21 protein-coding genes and 2 pseudogenes are annotated in these 20,804 nt (G+C 73.0%); 12 read left to right on the forward strand and 11 right to left on the reverse strand.

What is annotated here, in order from left to right; translation table 11 throughout:
• Positions 1–24: 24 nt before the first annotated feature.
• On the reverse strand, positions 25–729 hold the full coding sequence (locus tag ABT063_RS44065; RefSeq protein WP_351066619.1) for a glycoside hydrolase family 75 protein: 705 nt from the start codon (positions 727–729) through the stop codon (positions 25–27).
• Between the two features lie 361 nt (positions 730–1,090).
• On the opposite strand from ABT063_RS44065, the gene ABT063_RS44070 reads away from it, so the two are divergent.
• Together ABT063_RS44070 and ABT063_RS44075 are read left to right on the forward strand one after the other, a co-directional pair.
• A complete protein-coding gene (locus tag ABT063_RS44070; protein WP_351066620.1) occupies positions 1,091–2,107 on the forward strand; it encodes a fibronectin type III domain-containing protein in 1,017 nt (338 codons plus the stop codon).
• A gap of 168 nt (positions 2,108–2,275) precedes the next feature.
• Complete coding sequence (locus ABT063_RS44075; RefSeq protein WP_351066622.1) at positions 2,276–2,821, forward strand: hypothetical protein; 546 nt, start codon at positions 2,276–2,278, stop codon at positions 2,819–2,821.
• On the opposite strand, the gene ABT063_RS44080 is transcribed toward ABT063_RS44075, so the two are convergent.
• The 3 genes from ABT063_RS44080 to ABT063_RS44090 all read right to left on the reverse strand — a co-directional run bounded on the left by ABT063_RS44080 (position 2,809) and on the right by ABT063_RS44090 (position 6,417).
• A complete protein-coding gene (locus tag ABT063_RS44080) occupies positions 2,809–3,360 on the reverse strand; it encodes a PadR family transcriptional regulator (RefSeq protein WP_351066624.1) in 552 nt (183 codons plus the stop codon). The genes ABT063_RS44075 and ABT063_RS44080 overlap by 13 nt on opposite strands.
• Before the next feature lie 30 nt (positions 3,361–3,390).
• Complete coding sequence (locus ABT063_RS44085) at positions 3,391–5,406, reverse strand: FAD-dependent oxidoreductase (protein ID WP_351066625.1); 2,016 nt, start codon at positions 5,404–5,406, stop codon at positions 3,391–3,393.
• Between the two features lie 102 nt (positions 5,407–5,508).
• On the reverse strand, positions 5,509–6,417 hold the full coding sequence (locus tag ABT063_RS44090) for a helix-turn-helix transcriptional regulator (RefSeq protein ID WP_351066627.1): 909 nt from the start codon (positions 6,415–6,417) through the stop codon (positions 5,509–5,511).
• A gap of 128 nt (positions 6,418–6,545) precedes the next feature.
• On the opposite strand from ABT063_RS44090, the gene ABT063_RS44095 reads away from it, so the two are divergent.
• The 3 genes from ABT063_RS44095 (at position 6,546) to ABT063_RS44105 (ending at position 8,946) form a co-directional block, all read left to right on the forward strand.
• Positions 6,546–7,328, forward strand: coding sequence for an SDR family oxidoreductase (locus ABT063_RS44095; RefSeq protein ID WP_351066629.1), 783 nt, complete (start codon positions 6,546–6,548; stop codon positions 7,326–7,328).
• A 70-nt stretch (positions 7,329–7,398) separates the two neighbouring features.
• A complete protein-coding gene (locus tag ABT063_RS44100; protein ID WP_351066630.1) occupies positions 7,399–7,920 on the forward strand; it encodes a hypothetical protein in 522 nt (173 codons plus the stop codon).
• A 204-nt stretch (positions 7,921–8,124) separates the two neighbouring features.
• Positions 8,125–8,946: a M20/M25/M40 family metallo-hydrolase gene (locus tag ABT063_RS44105; protein WP_502991008.1), complete on the forward strand. Its 822-nt coding sequence runs from the start codon at positions 8,125–8,127 to the stop codon at positions 8,944–8,946.
• Between the two features lie 3 nt (positions 8,947–8,949).
• On the opposite strand, the gene ABT063_RS44110 is transcribed toward ABT063_RS44105, so the two are convergent.
• The 4 genes and pseudogenes from ABT063_RS44110 to ABT063_RS44125 all read right to left on the reverse strand — a co-directional run bounded on the left by ABT063_RS44110 (position 8,950) and on the right by ABT063_RS44125 (position 11,776).
• Positions 8,950–9,318, reverse strand: coding sequence for a hypothetical protein (locus ABT063_RS44110; protein ID WP_351066631.1), 369 nt, complete (start codon positions 9,316–9,318; stop codon positions 8,950–8,952).
• Positions 9,319–9,449: 131 nt separating this feature from the next.
• A complete protein-coding gene (locus ABT063_RS44115) occupies positions 9,450–9,767 on the reverse strand; it encodes a DUF3040 domain-containing protein (protein WP_351066633.1) in 318 nt (105 codons plus the stop codon).
• Positions 9,768–9,959: 192 nt separating this feature from the next.
• Positions 9,960–10,745, reverse strand: a pseudogene (locus ABT063_RS44120) (cation:proton antiporter); the annotation flags it as partial.
• A 158-nt stretch (positions 10,746–10,903) separates the two neighbouring features.
• Positions 10,904–11,776: a hypothetical protein gene (locus ABT063_RS44125; protein ID WP_351066635.1), complete on the reverse strand. Its 873-nt coding sequence runs from the start codon at positions 11,774–11,776 to the stop codon at positions 10,904–10,906.
• A 263-nt stretch (positions 11,777–12,039) separates the two neighbouring features.
• Here ABT063_RS44125 and ABT063_RS44130 point away from each other — a divergent pair, with 263 nt between their 5' ends.
• The 4 genes and pseudogenes from ABT063_RS44130 (at position 12,040) to ABT063_RS44145 (ending at position 15,717) form a co-directional block, all read left to right on the forward strand.
• Complete coding sequence (locus ABT063_RS44130; RefSeq protein WP_351066636.1) at positions 12,040–14,130, forward strand: SpoIIE family protein phosphatase; 2,091 nt, start codon at positions 12,040–12,042, stop codon at positions 14,128–14,130.
• Positions 14,131–14,264: 134 nt separating this feature from the next.
• A complete protein-coding gene (locus ABT063_RS44135) occupies positions 14,265–15,011 on the forward strand; it encodes a DUF5666 domain-containing protein (RefSeq protein ID WP_351066638.1) in 747 nt (248 codons plus the stop codon).
• 210 nt (positions 15,012–15,221) lie between these two features.
• Positions 15,222–15,449: pseudogene (locus tag ABT063_RS44140) on the forward strand (LysR family transcriptional regulator); the annotation flags it as partial.
• Positions 15,450–15,543: 94 nt separating this feature from the next.
• Complete coding sequence (locus ABT063_RS44145) at positions 15,544–15,717, forward strand: GMC oxidoreductase (protein ID WP_351066639.1); 174 nt, start codon at positions 15,544–15,546, stop codon at positions 15,715–15,717.
• A gap of 20 nt (positions 15,718–15,737) precedes the next feature.
• Here the strand turns inward: ABT063_RS44145 and ABT063_RS44150 are convergent, their stop codons facing one another.
• The 3 genes from ABT063_RS44150 to ABT063_RS44160 all read right to left on the reverse strand — a co-directional run bounded on the left by ABT063_RS44150 (position 15,738) and on the right by ABT063_RS44160 (position 18,424).
• Positions 15,738–16,535 (reverse strand): putative protein N(5)-glutamine methyltransferase, encoded by a 798-nt coding sequence (locus ABT063_RS44150; protein ID WP_351066641.1) that lies wholly within the window; start codon positions 16,533–16,535, stop codon positions 15,738–15,740.
• 204 nt (positions 16,536–16,739) lie between these two features.
• Positions 16,740–17,501: a GNAT family N-acetyltransferase gene (locus tag ABT063_RS44155; RefSeq protein WP_351066642.1), complete on the reverse strand. Its 762-nt coding sequence runs from the start codon at positions 17,499–17,501 to the stop codon at positions 16,740–16,742.
• Complete coding sequence (locus ABT063_RS44160; RefSeq protein WP_351066643.1) at positions 17,498–18,424, reverse strand: NADP-dependent oxidoreductase; 927 nt, start codon at positions 18,422–18,424, stop codon at positions 17,498–17,500. The genes ABT063_RS44155 and ABT063_RS44160 overlap by 4 nt, the downstream gene beginning before the upstream one ends.
• 228 nt (positions 18,425–18,652) lie before the next feature.
• Between ABT063_RS44160 and ABT063_RS44165 the strand changes: the two genes are divergently transcribed.
• The 3 genes from ABT063_RS44165 to ABT063_RS44175 all read left to right on the forward strand — a co-directional run bounded on the left by ABT063_RS44165 (position 18,653) and on the right by ABT063_RS44175 (position 20,787).
• Entirely contained in the window at positions 18,653–19,258 is a 606-nt protein-coding gene (locus ABT063_RS44165; protein WP_351066645.1) for a sulfite oxidase-like oxidoreductase, read from the forward strand.
• On the forward strand, positions 19,251–20,021 hold the full coding sequence (locus ABT063_RS44170) for a ferredoxin reductase (protein ID WP_351066647.1): 771 nt from the start codon (positions 19,251–19,253) through the stop codon (positions 20,019–20,021). Before ABT063_RS44165 ends, ABT063_RS44170 begins: the two co-directional genes overlap by 8 nt.
• A gap of 181 nt (positions 20,022–20,202) precedes the next feature.
• A complete protein-coding gene (locus ABT063_RS44175; RefSeq protein WP_351066671.1) occupies positions 20,203–20,787 on the forward strand; it encodes an Rv1733c family protein in 585 nt (194 codons plus the stop codon).
• Positions 20,788–20,804: the final 17 nt, after the last annotated feature.

The following is a 20,804-nucleotide window of genomic DNA, read 5'->3' on the forward strand; positions in this document are numbered from 1 at the left end:
TACGGCATGCCCGTGCCGAACGGCTCACCCGCCCTGGACGAACTCGCGCGCCAGTCGCTCCCCCGTCGTCACGGCGGCCGCATGGTCCTCGATCGGTGTCACCCGGGTGTTCTTGAAGACGATGTAGGTGACGCCTGAGTCCGTGCCGCCGCCGTGCGGGTCGGGGCGGATGCCGAGGCCCTCGGCGGTGGCATAGGACGCCTCGCCGATGAGGTCGGGCGGGCCCACGTCGCCGACGACCGCGTACCGCACGCGGTCCCGGTGGATGACGGCCGCGACCGATCCGCCGCGGATGCCGCTCGCACGGTGGTCCCAGCGGGGGCTCACGCGGGGCACGACGATGTACGGCAGGCGTTCGGCGCTCAAGTGACGGCCGTCGGACTGCTGGTGGGCCGTGGTGTCGGAGAAGAAGGGGTCGGTACGACGGTTGCAGCGGCGGCCGGGCCGTCCGTCGCAGTCGATGTCCATGTCGGCCTTCCAGAACACGGCGTTCCGGGTGCCGCAGACCGGGATCGTCGCGGGCTTGCCGTGGTCGCTGCGGTAGTGCCCGCGGGAGACGGGGGCGCAGTCACGCACTTTCGCCAGCAGGTCGGCGGCCGGGACGTCACCCTCGTGCCGTATCAACGGTCCCCCGTGGGCCGTGGGCGCGGCGGCGGGTGCGGACGGCGTCGTCGTCGGGGCCAGCAGGGCGGCGCCTGCCGCCACCAGCGTCAGGGACTGGACACGCACGATGAGGACCTCTCCTGGAGGACACTGACGAACACTCAGCCCAATCTGACGCCGCATCGATCTCGCGGCCACCGTTGGGGGTCCGGACGGCGCACATCTCCCACCTTCCGACGGGGGCCGGGGGCCTGAGCCCACCAAGGGCTCCGGCCCTCCGGCCGCCCGCGCCGGCGCGGGATCAGCGACGACAGCGGCCCGCGCCCTGACGTGAACTCCCGTGCTTTCGAGGAGAGTTCAGCTCCGTCAGGAGCTTCAGCATACGTAACCCCGGCGAGCGGCCTCCGACGACCGCCCTCTTGATGCGATCACGCCAACAGGGTCATATTGGTCCGGACCATTGCCGCCGTGCCGCCCGGGAGGCAGCGTGCGACGCGTTCCCGTGCCCGCTCCCCTGCGCCGCTGTCTCGCCCTCTGCGGAGTACTCACGCTGATCGCGTCCTGCGGAGGGCGCGGGACCGGCGACGGTGAGAGCGGCCCCCTGCCCGGGCCACCTCTGGGCGTCACCGCCACCGCGGGAAGCGCGACCAGCGTGCATGTGATGTGGAACGCGGTGTCCGGGGGCCGGGACATCCGTGGCTACGAGGTGTATCGCGGCACCACCAAGGTCGAGGAGGTACCGGGTTCGCGGCACATGGTGGACGTCACCGGGCTCAAGCCGTCCACCACGTACGACTTCACCGTGCGGGCGCGCGACACCGAGGGCCGCCCGGGGCCCCGCAGCCGGGAGGTCCGGGCGACGACCCCCGCGGCGGTGGCGGCGGACCGCTCGGCCCCGACACGGCCGGGGAAGCCGCGGGGCCGAGCGGCCGGAAGCCGGGCGGTCCAGCTGTCCTGGGCCGCCTCGAAGGACGACCGGGATGTGGTGTCGTACGACATCCACCAGGGCACCACGAAGATCCACAGTGTGGCCGGGAACCAGACGGCGGCCGTGGTCACGGGGCTGCGTCCGGGCACTCGCTACGTCTTCACCGTCCGGGCCCGCGACGCGGCCGACAACGTCTCGCCCGCCGGCGGCCCCGTCCGCCTCACCACCGCGGGCACCGACGACGGCCGGGACACCGCCCCCACCGGCTTCCGCGCGACGACCCGCCGCGCCGACGGGGCGTACCACCTCGACCTCGCCTGGGTGCCACCGCGCACCGACGGGGTGATCACGGAGTACCAGGTGCACCTCGACGGCCGTCCGGCCACCTCGCTCGTGTTCGGCGGAACCGCGCCGCGCGACCGGGCGACGTACGGCTTCTACCTGGGACGGGATGCCGGGGTCACCCACCGGGTGCGGATCCGGGCGAAGCTGCCGGACGGGACCTGGGGCGGCCTGTCGGTGGAACGGACGGTGACCACGGGCGGGGCCGCGCGGCAGGGAAGGCGCGTTCGATGAGGCGTGTCGCGCATCCGCCGGACGGCGGAATCCGTCACCTGACCGGGTGCGGTCCGCATGCGAGCCGGGCCGTGGACACGTTGGCTGCCCCTGTGGCAGCACGGGCGTTCCCCGATCCTCGGCGGCGCAAGGGATGTACCGCCAACCGTGCCGCCGGAGGGCAGTCCCATGCGCAATCCATCGCAACTTCTCCGCTCCGGCCTGACCGTGGCAGCCGCCGCCGCGCTGCCGATCGTTCCGGCGGCCGGACCGGCCACCGCCCAGCCGGGGATCTCCGTGAGCACCACCGGGTCCACCGTCTCGGTCACCACCAGCGCGTGCGCCAGCGGCAACAACGGCTTCGGCAGGGCCTCCCTGCTCAGCAGCGGCCAGACGAGCTTCGCGCAGGGGCGCCAGGCGGACCTGTCCGGCACCAACGCCAGCCAGTCGGCGCTCTGGTCCAACGTGAGTCCCGGTACGTACACCGTGATCGTGATCTGCAACAGGGACGGGTCGACGGCGGGCAGGCAGTCGGTGATCGTCTCCCCGCCCACCACTCCCTCGATCTCGGCCACGGCCACGGCCTCGCCGACGCGCGGTGTCATGGGCGGGATGGGCGGTACCACGAAGGACTACGGCACGCTCACGCTGGCGGTCGGCGGGGGCCTGGTGGTCACGGGTGTCGCGGCCACGGCCTGGTTCCTGCGCCGCCGCTCGAAGCCCTACCGGCTCTGATCGGCGGGCAGCTCGGCGAACTCCTCCAGCGCGTGCGCGAGCCACTGCGTCCAGAAGGTCTCCAGGTCGATGCCCGCCCGCAGCACGAGGTGCCGCAGCCGGTCCTGCGGACTGTCCTTGTCCGGCGGGAAGTCGCGCTCCTCGATCTCCTCGTACTCGGCCAACTGCCTGCGGTGCAGCTCCAGATGGCGGCGCAGGTCGGCCTCGATGCCCTCGGTCCCGACCACGGCCGCCGCCCGCAGCCGCAGCAGCAGCACGTCCCGCAGCGGCTTGGGGGCCTGGGAGGCAGCGCTCCAGCGGGCGAGTTCGGCACGGCCGGCGGGCAGGACCTCGTAGCTCTTCTTCTGCCCGCGCGCCGACTGCTCGGACGGCAGGGTGCGGATGTAGCCCTCGGCCTCCAGTTTTCCCAGCTCACGATAGATCTGCTGATGCGTCGCCGACCAGAAGTAGCCGATCGACTTGTCGAACCGACGGGTCAGCTCGAGTCCCGACGACGGCTTCTCGAGCAGGGCGGTGAGGATCGCGTGCGGGAGTGACATGAGGTCAATCCTAGGGACGCCTCCACGGCCCTACAGCGCCGCCGCCAGCTCGGTGCCCTGCTTGATGGCGCGCTTGGCGTCCAGTTCGGCGGCGACGTCGGCACCACCGATGAGGTGCGCGCTGCGGCCCGCGGCGACCAGGTCGTCGTACAGGTCCCGGCGCGGTTCCTGTCCCGTACACAGCACGACGGTGTCGACCGGCAGGACCATACTGTCGTCGCCGACGGTGACGTGCAGTCCGGCGTCGTCGATACGGTCGTAGCGCACGCCCGGGACCATGGTGACGCCGCGGTGCTTGAGCTCGGCGCGGTGGATCCAGCCGGTGGTCTTGCCGAGGCCGGCGCCGACCTTGGTGGCCTTGCGCTGGAGCAGGTGGACGGTGCGCGGCGGGGCGGGCCGCTCGGGGGCCGCGAGCCCGCCGGGCGTCTTGTAGTCCATGTCGACGCCCCACTGGCGGAAGTACGTCGCCGGGTCCTCGCTCGCCTTGTCGCCGCCGTCGGTCAGGTACTCGGCGACGTCGAAGCCGATGCCGCCCGCGCCGAGGACGGCGACGCGGTCGCCCACGGGAGTGCCGTCGCGCAGGACGTCGAGGTAGCCGACGACGCTCGGGTGGTCGACTCCGGGGATGTCGGGGGTGCGCGGGGTGACGCCGGTGGCGACGACGACCTCGTCGTACCCGGCGAGGTCGTCCACGGACGCCCAGGTGTTCAGCCGTACGTCCACGCCGTGCGCGTCGAGCTGGTGACGGAAGTAGCGCAGTGTCTCGTCGAACTCCTGCTTGCCGGGCACCTTGCGGGCGACGTTGAGCTGGCCGCCGATCTCGCTCGCGGCGTCGTAGAGGGTCACCTCGTGGCCGCGCTCGGCGGCCGACACCGCACAGGCGAGGCCGGCCGGCCCGGCACCGACGACCGCGACGCGCTTGCGCAGCCGGGTCGGGGACAGCACGAGCTCGGTCTCGTGGCAGGCGCGCGGGTTGACCAGGCAGGAGGTGATCCGGCCGCTGAAGGTGTGGTCGAGGCAGGCCTGGTTGCAGCCGATGCAGGTGTTGATGGCCTCGGGGCGGCCGGCGGCGGCCTTGGCGACGAAGTCGGGGTCGGCGAGCATCGGGCGGGCCACGGACACCATGTCGGCGCAGCCGTCGGCGAGCAACTCCTCGGCCAGTTCGGGGGTGTTGATGCGGTTGGTGGTGACCAGTGGGACGGACACCGCGCCCATCAGCTTCTTCGTCACCCAGGTATAGGCGCCGCGCGGCACGGAGGTGGCGATGGTGGGGATGCGGGCCTCGTGCCAGCCGATGCCGGTGTTGATGATCGTGGCTCCGGCGGCCTCGACGGCCCGGGCGAGCGTGATCACCTCGTCGAGGGTCGAGCCGCCGGGGACGAGGTCCAGCATGGACAGGCGGTAGACGATGATGGAGTCCTCGCCGACGGCCTCGCGCACGCGCCGGACGATCTCCACCGGGAAGCGCATGCGGTTCTCGTACGAGCCGCCCCAGCGGTCGGTGCGGCGGTTGGTCGGCGCGGCGACGAACTCGTTGATCAGGTAGCCCTCGGAGCCCATGATCTCCACGCCGTCGTAGCCGGCCTGCCGGGCCAGGCGGGCAGCGCGGGCGTAGTCCTCGATCGTCCGCTCCACGTCGGCTTCGGTGAGCTCGCGGGGCGGGAAGGGGCTGATCGGTGCCTGGATCGGGCTCGGCGCGACCAGGTCCCGGTGATAGGCGTACCGGCCGAAGTGGAGGATCTGCATCGCGATGCGGCCGCCCTCGCGGTGCACGGCCTGTGTGACGACCCGGTGCTGCTCGGCCTCCGCCTCGGTGGTGAGCTTCGCGCCGCCCTCGTACGGCCGTCCCTCCTCGTTGGGTGCGATGCCACCGGTGACGATCAGGCCCACTCCCCCGCGCGCCCGGGCCGCGTAGAACTCCGCCATGCGCTCGAATCCCCGCTCCGCCTCCTCCAGGCCGACGTGCATCGAGCCCATGAGGACGCGGTTGGGCAGCGTGGTGAAGCCCAGGTCGAGCGGGGTCAGCAAGTGCGGGTAACGGCTCATCGGGCCCTCCGTGCGCGGTGGTGTCGTGCCCTCTTGTTGTAGAGGACCGCGCCCACCTTATGCAACTAGTTGCATAAACGAGGAAGGGTGATGCCCGCCACGTCAGCCGACGGGTCCCTCATCGGGCCGTCGGTGGCTGCGGCCCCTTGGCCGAACCGTCGGTTGTTCCGGTGGGCCGGGGCGGGGAGTCTCGTCCGCGCTGAGGCTGCCCAGCAGGGAAAGCGCCTGTTCGGACGGGCTGCCGGGGGCGGCCTGGTAGACGACCAGTTGCCGGCCCGGGGCGCTGTTGACGGTCAGCGACTCGTAGTCCAGGGTCAGTTCGCCGACCAGCGGATGCCGGAAGCGCTTGGTCTCGTGGGTCTTCTGCCGGATGTCGTGGCGGGCCCAGAGGCTGCGGAACTCCTCGCTCTTCAGCGACAGTTCACCCACCGTCTCGATCAGCCGCGGGTCGTCGTGGTCGGTTCCGGCGGCCGCGCGCAGCCCCGCGACCGTGTTGACCGCCACACGCTCCCAGTCCGGATAGAACTCCCGTGCGTCCGGGTCGAGGAAGACCAGCCGCGGCAGGTCCCCGCTGTGGGTGTGACCGGCGAACAGCGCGCGGCCCAGGGCGTTGTGGGCCAGTACGGTCAGGCAGTGATCCAGGATCACCGCCGGGGTGCGGTGCCAGCCCTCCATCATCCGCAGCAGGACCGGGCTGGCCCGCTCCGTCCGCGTACGGGCACGGGAGCGACCGGCGACGGGGCGCGCCAGCCGGTGCAGATGGTCGACCGCGTCGTCCTCCAGGCCCAGTGCCCGGGCCAGCGCGTCGACCACCTGTGCCGACGGGTGCCGTTCCCGGCCCTGCTCCAGGCGCACGTAGTAGTCGGTGCTGACCCCTGCCAGCATCGCGACCTCTTCCCGGCGCAGACCCGCCACCCGGCGTCGGCTCCCGGTCGGCAGGCCCGAGTCCTCCGGCCGTACGAGGGCCCGGCGGGCGCGCAGGAACCGGCCGAGCCGGTTGTCGCTGTCCATGTCCTCGACCCTAGGTCCGGCCGTCGGCCCACGGGAGTGCACAGGGTGGCCGCGTTACTCCTACGATCCGTTCTCCTCGGGGCGATGCGGCCTGGTCCCACACCCGGGCCGCCCCCACGGTTGACGGCATGACACACATTCAGAACCCCCTTCACCACCCCCTCACCGGCCGAGTGGCGGTCGTCACCGGCGCCTCCAGCGGGATCGGCGCGGCCACGGCGCGCCGACTGGCGGACGGCGGAGCGAGCGTCGCTCTGCTGGGCCGCCGCGAGGAGCGTCTCAAGACGCTGGCCGACGAGCTGCGCCGTACGGCCGCCGGAACCGTCCTGCCCGTCACTGTGGACCTGACCGATGCCGAGGCCGTTCCGGAGGCCGCCCGTGCCGTCGCCGGGGCGCTCGGCGCGGTCGACCTGGTGGTGGCGAACGCCGGCGTCATGCTCGGCGCCCCCTTCGAGCGCGCCGACACCGGCGAATGGGACCGCATGATCGACATCAACCTGCGCGGCCTGCTGCACACCTCCCGCGCCTTCACCGACGACCTGCTCGCCGCGGGCGCTCGCGGCGGCCCGGCGGACCTCGTCCACGTCGGCTCCGTGGGCGGACACGCCCTGTTCCCCAACTGGTCGGTGTACTGCGCCACCAAGGCGGCGATCGCCCACCTGACCCGTAATCTGCGCGCCGAACTCGGCCCGCGCGGTGTCCGCGTGAAGAACGTCGAGCCGGGAGTCACCGGCACCGAGCTGGGCACGGACATGCGGGACGCCGGCATGCGGGAATCGCTGGCCCGCCTGCGCGCCGAGGTGCGTCCCCTGGCCGCCGCGGACATCGCCGAGGCCGTGGCCTTCGCCGTCTCGGTGCCGCCGCACGTCAATGTCGCCGAGATGGTGGTGGTGCCGGTGCGGCAGGGCTGATCCGCGGGGCGCCGCCGGGCCGTCGTATGGTCCAGAGCGGCCCGGTTGTCGTCGACCCCGTGGGAGAGATGTGAGCGGCACCCCTGAGCAGACGGCCTCCGTCGTACGGCTCGCGCAGGAGCTGATCCGGCGCCCGAGCCGGGCCGGAATCGACGACTACGGCCCGGTACTCGCCGTCCTGGAGGACTGGCTCGCCGCCCATGACCTCCCGTATCGCCGCCTGTACGACTGCCCGGGCGCCCTGGTCGCCCTGCTGGTGGAGGTCACCGGCGGCCGGCCGGGCCCCTGGTGGGCACTGGACGCCTGCGTGGACACCGCTCCGTACGGCGACGAGGCGGCTTGGTCGTTCGCCCCGGCCTGCGGCGACGTCGTCGACGGGCGGCTGCTGGGGCCTGTCCGGCGGATCAGGTCGCAGGAAATCGGCGGCGCCATTCAAAACGCAGGTGAGCGGGGCTTGGTGCGTCCAGCTGCAAGGCGGAGGAGGGAGTCGACGCGATGGGGGCTCCCCCGCGAGCGCATTCGAGCGTGGGGGAGTCGGCGACCGACGACAACGCGGCAGACGGGCGTGCCAGACCCCGCGTCCGCGGCATGATCCGCCGGACAGGCCCTAATGACCTGAGTCAGAGATTCTTCGTTAGATCGAGGCCGCGAGGCAGGTGCCCAGCGCCCCTCAAAGCCGCGTCGGAACTAGGAAGACGGGCTGCCAGCGAGTCGCGGGGCGTCCACGAAACTACCCAAAGATCTCTGACTCAGGACACTGGGGAGGGGCGCCGCCGACTCCAAGCTCGCCGCGGCGATGTTCTGCCACATCGCAGCCGACCTGCACGTCCGCGGTGACGCCCTGCGCGGCGGGCTCGCCGTGCTGCTCGACGTCGACGGGCACGCCGGCGGCTTCGGCGGCGCCCGCGCCTACCTCGCCGACCCGGCCGCGCACCGCCCGGCCGGGGTGGTGATCAGCTACCCGGGTCTGGACGAGGTCGTGGCCGGCGGGCGGGGGCTGTGGCGGGCGACGATCGCCGTACACGGGGCCTCGGGTCACTCGGGATCGAGCCGGCCGACGGTGGGGGCGGTTTCCCGCGCGATCCGTCTCATGGGACTCCTCGACGCGGCCGAACTCCCCGGCCCGGCGGGCGAGTTCCCGCTGTCGCCGAAGCTGTCGGTGACCTCCTGCCACGGCGGTCAGGGCTTCTCGATGGTCCCCGACCTGTGCGAGCTGGGCGTCGACCTCCGCACCGCCCCGGCCTTCGACGCCCGGGCCGCCGAGGGCCTGGTCCGTGCCGTCGTGGCGGAGCTGGACGCCCGATGGCCGGCCCCGCGGCCGACCGCGATCACCCCGGTGGCCGCCTGGCCGCCGTTCCGTCTGGCCCGGGACGAGCAGCCCGCCGCCGCGCTCCTCGACGCCGCCGCCCGGAAGGGCCTGCCGGTGCGGGCGAAGACGGCGGGGCCGTCGAACATCGGCAGCCTTCTGGCAAGCGAGGGCATCCCGGCCACCGCGGGTTTCGGCGTGCGGTGCGAGGGACTGCACGGCCTGGACGAACGCGCCCGGCTCGCTGACCTGCCCGGCGTCCAGGCCGTCTACCGGCGTGCGGTGCTCAGCCTCCTCGGCGCGGAGGGATAGTGCTCACCGGCTCTCCAGCCGCACGTGCAGCTCCTTCTCCTGGTCTCCGGAGGCCGAGGACAGGTCGTGCACGGAGAACAGGGAGTCCAGGGTGGTGCGGAAACGGTCGATCGCCCAGTACCCGCCCTGCGCGTCGGCGATGACGGAGGAGGAGAGCCGGGCGGGGCGGGCGCCCTCGTGCGGGTCGGCGACGTCGAACGTGCCGAGCCATACCGTCGGGCGGGTTTCGGAGAGCTCCTCGGGTATGTCGTCGGCGCACCGGTCGGACGAGTAGCAGGCACACAAGGTGTCGAACACGATCCGGGCGTCGTCCTTGCTGCATCCGCTGATCTCAACGGAGACGGATTCCGGGTGCGGTCGCTCACCGTCCATCGTGATCGCTCCTCTCGTGGCCGCGACGCGGTACCACGGCCCGCTCCGCGAAACCGCCCCGCATCCCCAGAAAACCACCACATGCCGTGGAGCACTACCTGCGGAGGTGCCCGTTCTGTTCCGCGAACGGGTTACGCCGGTGGAGGATCGAGTACGCCGAGGGGTGGCCACGGTCCGCCGTCAAGGCACGGCCGGCCGCGATGGGGGTCGAACAACTCGGCGGCGATGCCGGTGAGGACCAGGCCCGTGGCGATGAGGAGGCCGGCGGCCAGGGCCACGCCGGTCGTCGGCGCGGTCACGGCGACGGCCAGCGTCCACCAGGCGCCGGTGCGCCGGTACTCGCGAGGGCGAGCGGGTCGGCCGGTGCTCAGCGCACGGGCGAACCGGGGATCGTCGTGCTCGAGCCACGCTTCGAGATCGGCCAGACGTTCGTCGTCGGACTGGGGCATGGTTCCTCCGTGTCTCGCTGACAAGCCGGTCGAAGCGGGCCGGGCGCCGCCCACCGCTCGGGCAGGCGCGCCGGCTCACTCAACGCGCTGTCCCGTCCTTCGTGCGGCCTCCTGCCTGCCCACCGCGGCCCTCTCGGCCGAACTCCGGCAATCCTGTTTCCGTGACCGCGACGAGAGCGGGGACCAGCGGTGCTACCGCTCGGCCGCCTCCGACGGCAGGGTGCCGGAGGCCGAAGTCGACACGACGCCGTCGTCCGTCCCGTACGAATGGGAGGCATCGGTCGTTTCCTGTCCCAAGCCGCCGCGCCGGGGCACCGCGCCCCGGGACAGCCGGGCGGGTGTGAAGCGCAGGGCGCGGACGAGCGGGTGGGCGCGTCCGGCGGCGACGGGACCGAGGACGGCCAGCACGAGGACGTAGCCCGCGATGAACGGGGCCAGGCGTGCGTCGAGCCCCGCGCTGGTGGCCATGGCGGCGAGGATCAACGCGAACTCGCCGCGGGCCACGAGCGTTGTGGCGATGTCCGCGGCGGGCTCGGCGCCGTAGTGGTACAGGCGGGCGACGAGCAGGCCCTCGACCACGTTCATCACCAGGGTCAGCGCTGCCGCGGCGGCGACCGGTGCGGCGACGGACGCGACGACTCCCGGGTCGATGGCGAGCCCGAAGGCGAAGAAGAAGATCGCGGCGAAGGCGTCGCGCAGCGGATGCACCAGCTCGCGGATGCGCGGCCCGGACGGCGTGCCGGCCAGGATCAGGCCCGCCATGAAGGCCCCGATGGCGTCGGCGACCCCGAGCACCTTCAAGACCCCGGCGACGAGGACCGCGGCGCCGGGGAAGCTGATGACCAGCAGTTCGTCGTCGCGGACCTGGATGAGTCGGCCGACCCACCGGGTGCCGTACCGGGCCGCGGCGGCCAGCACCAGCAGGAAGGCGAGCGCCTTGCCCGCCTGGAAAGGCACTTCTCCCATGCCCTGGGCACCGCTCCACCGAGCGCCGGACGGGGTTCACCCCACGGGGGTGGATACGGGTCCTCCTTCGTCCGGGGTCGTGCCGGGTGCCGTGGATCGTCGGGCGTCCCCGGGGGGCGCGAGAGCTCGGCCTTCCCGCCCACCGGTCGCCCCCACCGCCTCGGCGGACCTCAACTCCGCGTGAAGCGGTACGTCTTGCTGTCCGTCAGGACGCAGAATCCCGGCGATACGACGATCACGCGCAGGGTGCCGCTACGGCGGTCGTAGTCGATGCCCTCCGCCTCGAACGTGCCGGAGCAGGAGCTGCGCAGCGGGAGTTGCCGGAGGGCGGTGACGTGGCCGGTGACGTCGGAGGTGCCGTTCGGTTCGGCGGAGAGGTCGATCTGGAGGAGCGGCTTGGTGATGCCGAAGAGCGTGCCCGCCGGGTCGTCGGAGGAGCACAGCAGCCGGGTGGGCCCGGCGAAGTCGCAGCCCTGCACGTCGCGTACGGCGTGGTCCAGGCGGACGGTGGCCGCCTGCGGGAGGTTCGCCGACGGCGAGGTGCTCGGGTTGACGCCCGGGGTCGGGAAGACCAGCAGCCGGCTCATGGTGCCGTACTCGCCTGCCAGCATCCACTGTCCGCCGGGTGAGACGGCGACCCAGGAGTTGTTCAGCGCCTCGCCGGAGCTCAGCGTGTGGACGTACTCCGACCAGCTCCCGCTCGGCGACTGCACCCGGAACATCTTCGTGGTGCCGGAGTCCCGCTGGTAGGGCTCGATGTAGTGGCCGTCGTACGAGGCGTCGGGGTCGCCCACATGGTTCCAGCCGCGGCCGTTCAGGCCGGCGGGGATGGTGCCGATCCCCGTGTACCGGTTGGCCGCCCCGGCGGGGACCTCGACCGAGGTGAGGCCCTGGCTCTCGGTCAGCGGGTCGGCGCGGTCGGAGCCCACCTCGGTCCAGGTGTCGGCGGCGGACGCGGGCGGGGCCGCGGACAGCAGGGCGGCGGTGAGGGAGACGAGGGCGGTGAGGACCGTACGGCGACGCTGCCGGGCGCGCAGGGGCATGGAGGCGACTCCTCGGTGGGGGGTGGGCGTGGTCGGCGCACAGTCTGACCCGTCGAGATGGTCATGTACAGACCAATAGAGGGAACGGTTGCCGTCGGCTCGGCTACGGTCTCGGTGTGGCTTCACCGGACGGCCGCCGCCGTATTGAGGGATGGTGGTAAAAGCCGACGGCGGCATCGCGGCGACGGTTGAACGCGGTAGAACAAGGGGAGTCGGCACGGGGGAACGGCGTGCCGCGAGAATGGGCGAAGGCGGTGCGTGGCATGAGAGCAGCCGGGACTCCCGGGCCGGCGGGCGAGGAGCCGGTGCGCGGGCCGGTGCGGCCCAGCGGGCTGCTCGATGTGCTCGGCGTGGCCTCGGTGGTCCTGGACACCGAGGGACGCGTCGTGCTGTGGAGCCCGCAGGCGGAGGAGCTCTTCGGCTACACGGCGCGGGAGGCGCTGGGGCAGTACGCCGCCCGGATCATGGTCCACGAGCAGCACCTCGATCTCGTGGTCAAGCTGTTCGCCGACGTCATGGACACCGGCCAGGGCTGGGCCGGGGCCTTTCCCATCCGGCGCAAGGACGGCAGCACCCGGCTCGTGGAGTTCCGCAACATGCGGCTGCTGGACGACCAGGGCGACGTCTACGCCCTGGGCCTCGCCGCGGACCAGTCGACCGTACGGCGGCTGGAGCGGGACGTGGCGCTGTCGACCCGGATGGTCGACCAGTCCCCGATCGGGCTGGCGGTGCTGGACACCGATCTGCGGTACGTCTCGGTCAACCCGGCGCTGGAGCGGCTCAACGGCATACCGGCCGAGGACCACATCGGGCGTACGGTCCGCGAGGTCCTGCCGCATCTCGACGCCGACGCCCTCGAGTCGGCGGCCCGTCAGGTGCTGGAAACCGGCCGGGCGCTCGTCGATCAGCGGACCATCGGCCGTACACCGGCCGATCCGGAGGAGGAACACGCCTGGTCGCTCTCGCTCTACCGGCTGGAGGACGCGCTCGGCACCGCGCTGGGCGTGGCCGTCTCGGTGGAGGACGTCACCGAGCAGCACCTGGCGGCCGTCGAGGCGGAAGCCGCGCGGCGGCGCCTGGCCCTGGTCGCCGACGCCTCCGCCCGCATCGGCACCACCTTGGACCTGGACCGCACGGCCCGCGAGCTGGCCGAGGTCGCCGTGCCCGACCTCGCCGACGTCGCGGGTGTGGACCTGCTGGAAGCGGTGGTGCAGGGCAGGCCCAGCACCCTCGGCCCCGCCGAGCCCGCCCTGATCCGCGCGCTGGCCGTCGAGGCGGACCGCGCCCCGGACGCCCTGAGCGCGGCCGACCCGCCCGGGCAGGTCACCCGGTACGCCTCCGACCGCCTGGTCACCGAGTGCGTCCGCACGGGCCGCCCCGTCCTGGTGGCGCGGGTCGAGGGCAAGGACCTGTCCCGCATCGCGCGTTCCGAGGAGGCGGCCGAGCTGCTGGCCCGGGCGGGCGTGCACTCCTATCTGGCCGTACCGCTGATCGCGCGCGGCGAGGTGCTCGGCGCCCTGGACCTCAAACGCGCCCGCAATCCGCTGCCGTTCGGCGAGGACGACCTGCTGCTGGCGCGCGAGCTGGCGTCCCGCGCGGCCGTGCAGATCGACAACGCCCGCTGGTACCAGAACGCCCGCGACGTCGCCCTCACCCTGCAGCGCAGCCTGCTGCCCAGCCATCCGCCCGTGACCGGCGGACTGGAGGTCGCCTCCCGCTACCAGCCCGCGGGCGCGACCGCCGAGGTCGGCGGCGACTGGTTCGACGTGATCCCGCTTGAGGGCGGCAAGACCGCGCTCGTCGTGGGTGACGTGATGGGCAGCGGCATCACCGCCGCCGCGACCATGGGCCGGCTGCGCACCGCGACGACCACCCTCGCCTCCCTCGACCTCGACCCCGCCAGGCTCCTGGAACACCTCGACAAGATCACCGAGGGCCTGGATCACTCCATCGCCACCTGTGTGTACGCCGTCCACGACCCGGCACTGCGACAGTGCAGGATCGCGAACGCCGGGCACCTGCCGCCGGCCCGGCTGCGCGCCGGCCGTCCCCCGGAGCTGCTCGACCTGCCCACCGGTGTGCCACTGGGCGTGGGCGGCGTCGCCTTCTCCACCACCGCCGTCGATCTCGCCCCCGGCGACCGGCTGGTGTTCTACACCGACGGCCTCGTCGAGACCCGGCAGCATCCTCTCGACGAACGCCTCAACGCCCTCCTGACCCTCCTCGACGGCCCCGACCGCCCCCTGGAGGACGTCTGCGACCTCCTGCTGCGCACCCTGCACCAGCCGGACAACTCCGACGACGTGGCGCTGCTGATCGCCCGGGTGCAGACGCCGGACGAGAACCGGGCCTAGGGCCCGTGTGACGTCAGTGACGGGCGCGCGATTCTCACAGGAACCGATTACCTGTTCCTTACCGGCCGCGTCCCACAATCACAGCAGGACTTGGCAGCGCGTACGCCGGGTGCCGTGGCCGAGGGGAGCGAGTCGTGACGCACGATCCGGAGCAGGAGCACACCACCGGCGGCGAGCCGCCCGACCGGCCCGCCGAGACGGGCGAGGACCGGGAGGTGCTCGCGGGTCCCGGCGGAGCGGAACCGGAGCGTACGACGGGCGCGGTCCTGCACGGACTGTGGCAGCGGCGGTCCGCCCGGGCCCGCACGGTCATCGCGGCGACCGCGGTCGCCGTCCTGGCCCTCGGCGGCACGGTCGCCTACGCCGCCACCTCGGGGAATTCGGGCACCTCTGGTGACGAGGCTCTGCCCGCGGCGTCCGGCTCCGCGTCACCGTCACCGGACGGCCCCCGCGACCGGCACGGCCGCGGGCCGTGGTTCCTCGGCGGTGACGCGGTGCACGGCGAGTCGACCGTGAAGGACCGCGAGACCGGCGACTGGGTCGTCCGGGTCTGGCAGCGGGGCACCGTGGAGAAGGTGGACGGCGACCAGGTCACGGTCAAGAGCGAGGACGGGGCCACGTGGGAGTGGACCGTGGCCTCGGACACGAAGGTCCTCCCCGACGGCGGCTCGGGCGCCGACGCCCTCAAGGAGGGAGACACGGCCCACCTGGTCGGTAGCCGCTCCGACGACGGCACCAGGACCGCCACGCGTGTCCTCTCGGGCGCCTGGGAGGACAGGAAGGGCTCCGGCGACTGGCGCGGCAAGTTCCCCGGCCATCCCGGTCACGGCTTCCGGGACGGGCAGAAGCCGAGCCCTTCGGGCAGTGGCGCGGCGGCCTGACCTCGGGTTCCGTCAGGCAGAGGTGCCCACTGAGCCCCGGTCGTCCTGCCGGGCCCTCTCGTGCCGTGGGAGCAGCAGCGGGGTCGCGAGCATCAGCAGGCCGGCCAGGGCGATCGCGGTGCGGGTTCCGGTGAGCACGGCCAGCAGTCCCCACAGGGCGGTCAGGGCCGCGGTGGTGAGTTTGCCGGTGACCGACCACGCGGACAGGGTGACACGATCGCCGACTCCCGGACACTGGCGACCTTCGTCGGCGAACGGACCCGCCTCGTCCGGCCCGCCGACGAGGACCTGCGGCGCATCCCCGTGCAGGACCCGACACCGGTGTACCCGCACTCACTCATCCGGCGGGACGACAACCCGCATCCCGCGCCGACCGCGCTCCGGGCGCATCTCGGGTCCGCCCGACCCGCCCCCGGGTCGTGGAAGCCGCAGTGGGCCCGGTGGTTCTCCGCCTGGGCCGGCCGGCTCGGACAGGGCGGCCTGGCGCAGATGTCCGGCAAACGCGGCGGCGGACGCGGGCCGTTCCTGCCGGATGGGACCCGGGCACGATCCGTCCGCCGTGACCGACACCCGGGCCGCGGTGCGTGGGGTCGACGGGCTGCACGTCGTGGACGCGTCCACCATGCCGGGCATTCCGCGGGCGAACACCAACCTGCCCACGCTGATGCTCGCCGAGCGGTTCGCCGCGGCATGGTCCGCGCCATGAGAGACGACGGCGTCCCAAGGTCAGGGCCTGGTGCCGATCACGACGTTGGCGTACATCTCCTCGGACACCGCCAGCCGGGTCTCCAGGCCGCTGCGGGTGAAGGCGTCGACGGCCGTCGGCGCCTGGCGTTCGCTCGTCTCGACCAGCAAGCAGCCGCCGGGTGCGAGCCATCGGGATGCCCCGGCCGCGACCCGGCGCAGGACGTCCAGGCCGTCCGTGCCTCCGTCGAGCGCGACCAGCGGCTCGTGGTCGCGTGCCTCGGCGGGCAGGAGCCCGACTTCGCCGCTGGGGACGTACGGCACGTTCGCCGCGAGGACGTCGACACGGCCGCGCAGCTCACCGGGGAGGGCCTCGAACAGGTCGCCCTCGTGGACGTGACCGCCGACGGCGGCGACGTTGCGGCGGGCGCAACGCACTGCGGCCGGGTCGATATCGGCGGCGTGCAACTCGATCCGGCCGAACGCGGCGGCCAGCGCGGCGCCGACGGCGCCCGAGCCGCAGCACAGGTCCACCACGACGGACGCGTCGGGGACGTGGGCGAGGGCCTGCTCGACGAGGAACTCGGTACGGCGGCGGGGCACGAACACGCCGGGTTCCACGGCGATGCGCAGTCCGCGGAACTCGGCCCAGCCCAGGACGAGTTCGAGGGGCTGACCGGCGACCCTGCGGTCCACCAAGTGGGCCAGCTCGTCCGGGGTGCGGGCGGCGCCAAGGATCAACTCCGCCTCGTCCTCGGCGAAGACACAGCCGGAGGCACGGAGAGCGGCTACTACGGAATCACGAGAAGAGGACGACGACTGCGGGGAAAGTGGAGGCATGAAAGCCGAGAGCCTTTCGGAAGCCGAAGGGCGCTCCCGCGGTCACCTACAGCGGTGATCCGCGCCGATTCGAGGAGAGAGCACCCGACCTGACAGAGCGGTAATGGGTCTCACCTCCTCGGTACTTCACGGCTGGGACCGCCCGCAGCCAGAAGGCCACACAGTACCCCAGCGAGGGAGGCCCGCGTGTCACCGCTCGCCGTCCTACGACACCGGCACGGCGGTACGTCCGTCCGGGAGGCGTCGCGGCGCCCGTGCCGTTCCGAACACCGTCGTACGGCGCAGCCGGAAACCCAGGGACTCGTAGAGCCGGATGGCGGTGGTGTTGCCGGCGCCGGCGTGCAGGAAGGGCGTCTCGCCGCGCGCCCGGATGCCGTGGCAGACGGCGAGGATCAGCCGGGTCGCCAGGCCCTCGCCGCGGACGCCGGGGTCGGTGCAGACCGCGCTGATCTCCGTCCAGCCCGGCGGGCGCAGCCGCTCCCCCGCCATGGCGACGAGGGCACCGTGCCGCCGTATGCCGAGGTAGGTGCCGAGTTCGATGGTGCGGGGCAGGAAGGGGCCGGGCCGGGTGCGGGCGACCAGGTCGAGCATCTCGGGCACGTCGGCGGGGCCGAGGCGGACCGCCTCCGGGTCCGGGGCGGGGGTCACACCGTCGTCCACCATCTGCACGCCCTCGATCCTTTCCGTGACCTCCCAGCCGTCGGGGACGCGCCCCCGGAAGCCGAGCAGCGGGACCTCGGTGCCGGGGCCCGCGAGCGCCGCGACGTCCGCCCAGTCGTCGGCGTCGGGCTCGTCGGGCAGGGCCAGCCACGGCGTGACGTCGACGGGATAGCGCAGCACCCGGCCGCGCCGCTCGGCGAAGTGGGCGTGCGGGCCGGTGAGGGCGGCCAGGGCGGGGTTGTCGAGGACATGGGCCGCGTCGGTGGTCTGCGAGGTCCCGGTGGCCTGCGGTGCGTCGGTGGTCATCGGGCGACCTCGATCACGACCTTGCCGCGGGCGTGGCCGTCCTCGACCGTGCGCAGGGCCTCGCCCGCCCGGTCGAGCGGGAACGTCCGGGTGACGTGCGGGTCGAGCGCGCCGTTCACCACGAGGTCGGCGACCGCCTCCAGGACCGCGGCTGTGCGCGCCCTGGCCACGCGCGCTCCGCCCAGCCGCCGCACCTCCTCGGGCGGGGCACCGGCGGTGATCAGCTTCGTCCGGTCGGTGAGCAGCCGAGCCGCCTCGGCCAGTACCTCGCCGCCGACGAGGTCGTAGACCCCGTCGACGCCGTCCGGCGCCGCCGCCCGCACCCGCTCGGCCCAACCCGGGCCGGACGGCACGTGCAGGGCCCCGAGCGACTCGACGAAGTCCTTCTTTCCCTTGCTCGCGACGCCGACGACGCCCAGTCCGAAGGCCCGGGCGATCTGCGCGGCCGCCGCGCCGACCCCGCCGCCCGCGCCGGTGACCAGCAGGATCGCCCCGGAAGGCAGGTCGAGCTGGCGTATCCCGTCGTAGGCGGTCGCGGCGGCTATGGGCAAGGTCGCGGCGTCGGTGAAGTCCAACGCGGCGGGCTTGTGCGCGGTCACCGCGGCAGGCAGCAGGGCGTACTCGGCGTAGCCCCCGGCCACCGTGTTGCCGAAGACCTCGTCCCCAGTGGCGAATCCCCCGACGCCGTCGCCGGTCGCCTCGACGATCCCGGCGACCTCGTTGCCGAAGACGGCCGGGAACAAGCGCTCGCCGCTCTCGCCGGGCCGACGGTGGCCCGTGCGCTGCTTCCAGTCGACGGGGTTGACGCCCGCGGCACGCACCGCGACCAGGATCTGACCGGAGCCCGGGACCGGCCGGTCCACCTCGACGAGGGCCTCGGTCTCCGGTCCGCCGTACCGCGTGAAGACGTACGCCTTGGGCACTGCTCCCACTCTCCTTCGCTGCGCCGGGACACCGGTTGTAGTGCCACCGGGTGTGGCAACAATCGGCAAGGAAGATCGGCGGTCCGCTATTCCCCGGACGCCGGAGAGTTCATATGGCCTTCAAGTTCTTACGGCCTTCACGAGGGCGGGCCCGCGCGCCGGGCATGCCTGAGATACACGTACGGTTGACCGCGTAAGCAATCACCACCGTCGTCACGCTGGAACCGTATGAACGTCACCCGAGGCTTCACCGGACGCGCCCGCATCGACAATCCGAGGCTGCCGCCCGGTCAGTACGATGCGGGCGACGACTGGCCCGTCCTGTCCGCGGAGGTCACTCCCGAACTGGCGCCCGCCGACTGGACCTTCCGCATCGACGGCCTGGTGGAGCAGCCGCACACCTGGGACTGGGACTCGGCGCACGGGCTTCCGGCGTCGGCGTACGAGGGCGACATCCACTGTGTGACCAGCTGGTCGAAGTTCGGGGTGCGGTTCGGGGGCGTGTCGCTGGACGCGTTCCTCCATGTAGTGCGGCCACATGGGTCCGCCACCCATGCCGTCGCCTACTCGCACACCGGCTACACGACGAACCTGCCGCTCGCCGACCTCACCGGCGGACGGGCCTGGATCGCCTGGGAGTTCGACGGGAAGCCGCTGGCCGCCGAGCACGGCGGTCCGGCGCGGCTGCTGGTGCCGCACCTGTACTTCTGGAAGAGCGCCAAGTGGATCGCGGGCCTGCGGCTCCTCGACCACGACGAGCCGGGCTTCTGGGAGCAGAACGGCTATCACGCCCGCGGCAACCCCTGGGAGGAGCAGCGGTATTCCGGTGACTGAGACCTTCACTCCCGAGGCCTTCACTCCCCCGACGCGGTTCTCCGTGCCCGGGCGGATCGCCGTGAGCGACCGGGCCGCCGCGGTGTGGCAGACGGCCACGCTCACCGAGATCCGCCGCGAGACCCCGCACGCGTCCACGTTCCGGTTCGCGGTGCCCGCGTGGGCGGGTCACCTGCCCGGTCAGCACCTGATGCTGCGGCTGATCGCCGCGGACGGCTATGTGGCGCAGCGCCACTATTCGATCGCGTCCGCGCCCGACGACTCGGGGCACATCGAACTGACCCTGGACCACGTCGAGGGCGGTGAGGTCTCGGGCTGGTTCCACACGGTGGCCAGGCCCGGTGACGAGGTCGAGGTGCGCGGCCCGTTGAGCGGCTTCTTCGCCTGGCCCGGGGACCGGCCCGCGCTGCTGATCGGCGCCGGTTCCGGGGTCGTACCGCTGATGTCGATGGTACGGCACCACCGGGTGCGCGGCCTGCCCGTGCCGCTGCGGATGCTGGTGTCGGCCCGCAGCCCGCGGGAGCTCATCTACGCGCGGGAGGTGGGAGCGGAGACGACCGCCGTGTTCACGCGGAGCGCGCCGGAGGGTGTGCCCGTGGGACGTCTGGCGTCCGCACATGTGGCGCCGCTCCTGGCCGAGCAGCCGCCTGGTGGGTGGGAGGCCTATGTGTGCGGCTCCAACGCCTTCGCCGAGCACGCCTCGCGGCTGCTCGTCGAGGCCGGTCAGCCCGTGGACCGTATCCGGATCGAACGCTTCGGCTGACGGGCGGAACACCTCCTGGCCGGTTCCGCGGCCTCCGGCGACCGTCCGTACCCGCCCGGCGTTTCGGCGGGACCCGGCTGGGCACTCCTGTCCGGCGGTCCGATGTGGAGATCGTTGGTGAACGCGGCCAGTGGGGGTACCCGTGGGGGCGCTCGCAGACGTGCGCGGTGCGGAGGTCGACATGCGAACCCGGGTGCGCGGCTGGCGCTGGCGGCGCAATCCGCTCAGGCGCCGGTCGGACGTCCTAGAGGCATGGATGGTCCTGGCCGTCGGTCTGCTGCTGTTCGTGGGCGCTCCCCTGGCGGGAGCGGTCGCTGGCTGGTGGGCCCATGGCGAGGCGCGGGCGGTCGCGGCGGAGCAGCGTGCCGATCGCCATCGCGTCCGTGCCGAGGTCCTCGGCCGGACCCCCGACTCGCTGTCCTCGGTGCGGGGCGGCCGGGAGCACGCCTACCTGGCGACCGTGCGCTGGACGGATCCCGACCGCGGTCCGCGGACGGGCACGGCACGCGTCCCGGCGGGCACGCACCGGGGTGAAGTGGTCGACGTATGGTTCGACGGCAAGGGCCGGAGTGTGCTCCCGCCGCCGGACGAGAGCGCGGTCTGGCAGCACACGCTCACCATCGGCTTGTGTGGCACCGGAGGAGCGGTCGCGGGGGTGCTCCTCGTCCGCTCCGTCGTGCGCGGTGCGCTCAACCACCGCCGAATGGCCGCGTGGGAACGGGAGTGGGCCCTGACCGAGCCGCAGTGGACCCGCCGCCGGGCATGACCGCCCCCGGAAAGATC

Origin of the sequence: Streptomyces sp. NPDC002838 (assembly GCF_040295365.1) — a bacterium.
Taxonomy (GTDB): Bacteria; Actinomycetota; Actinomycetes; order Streptomycetales; family Streptomycetaceae; genus Streptomyces.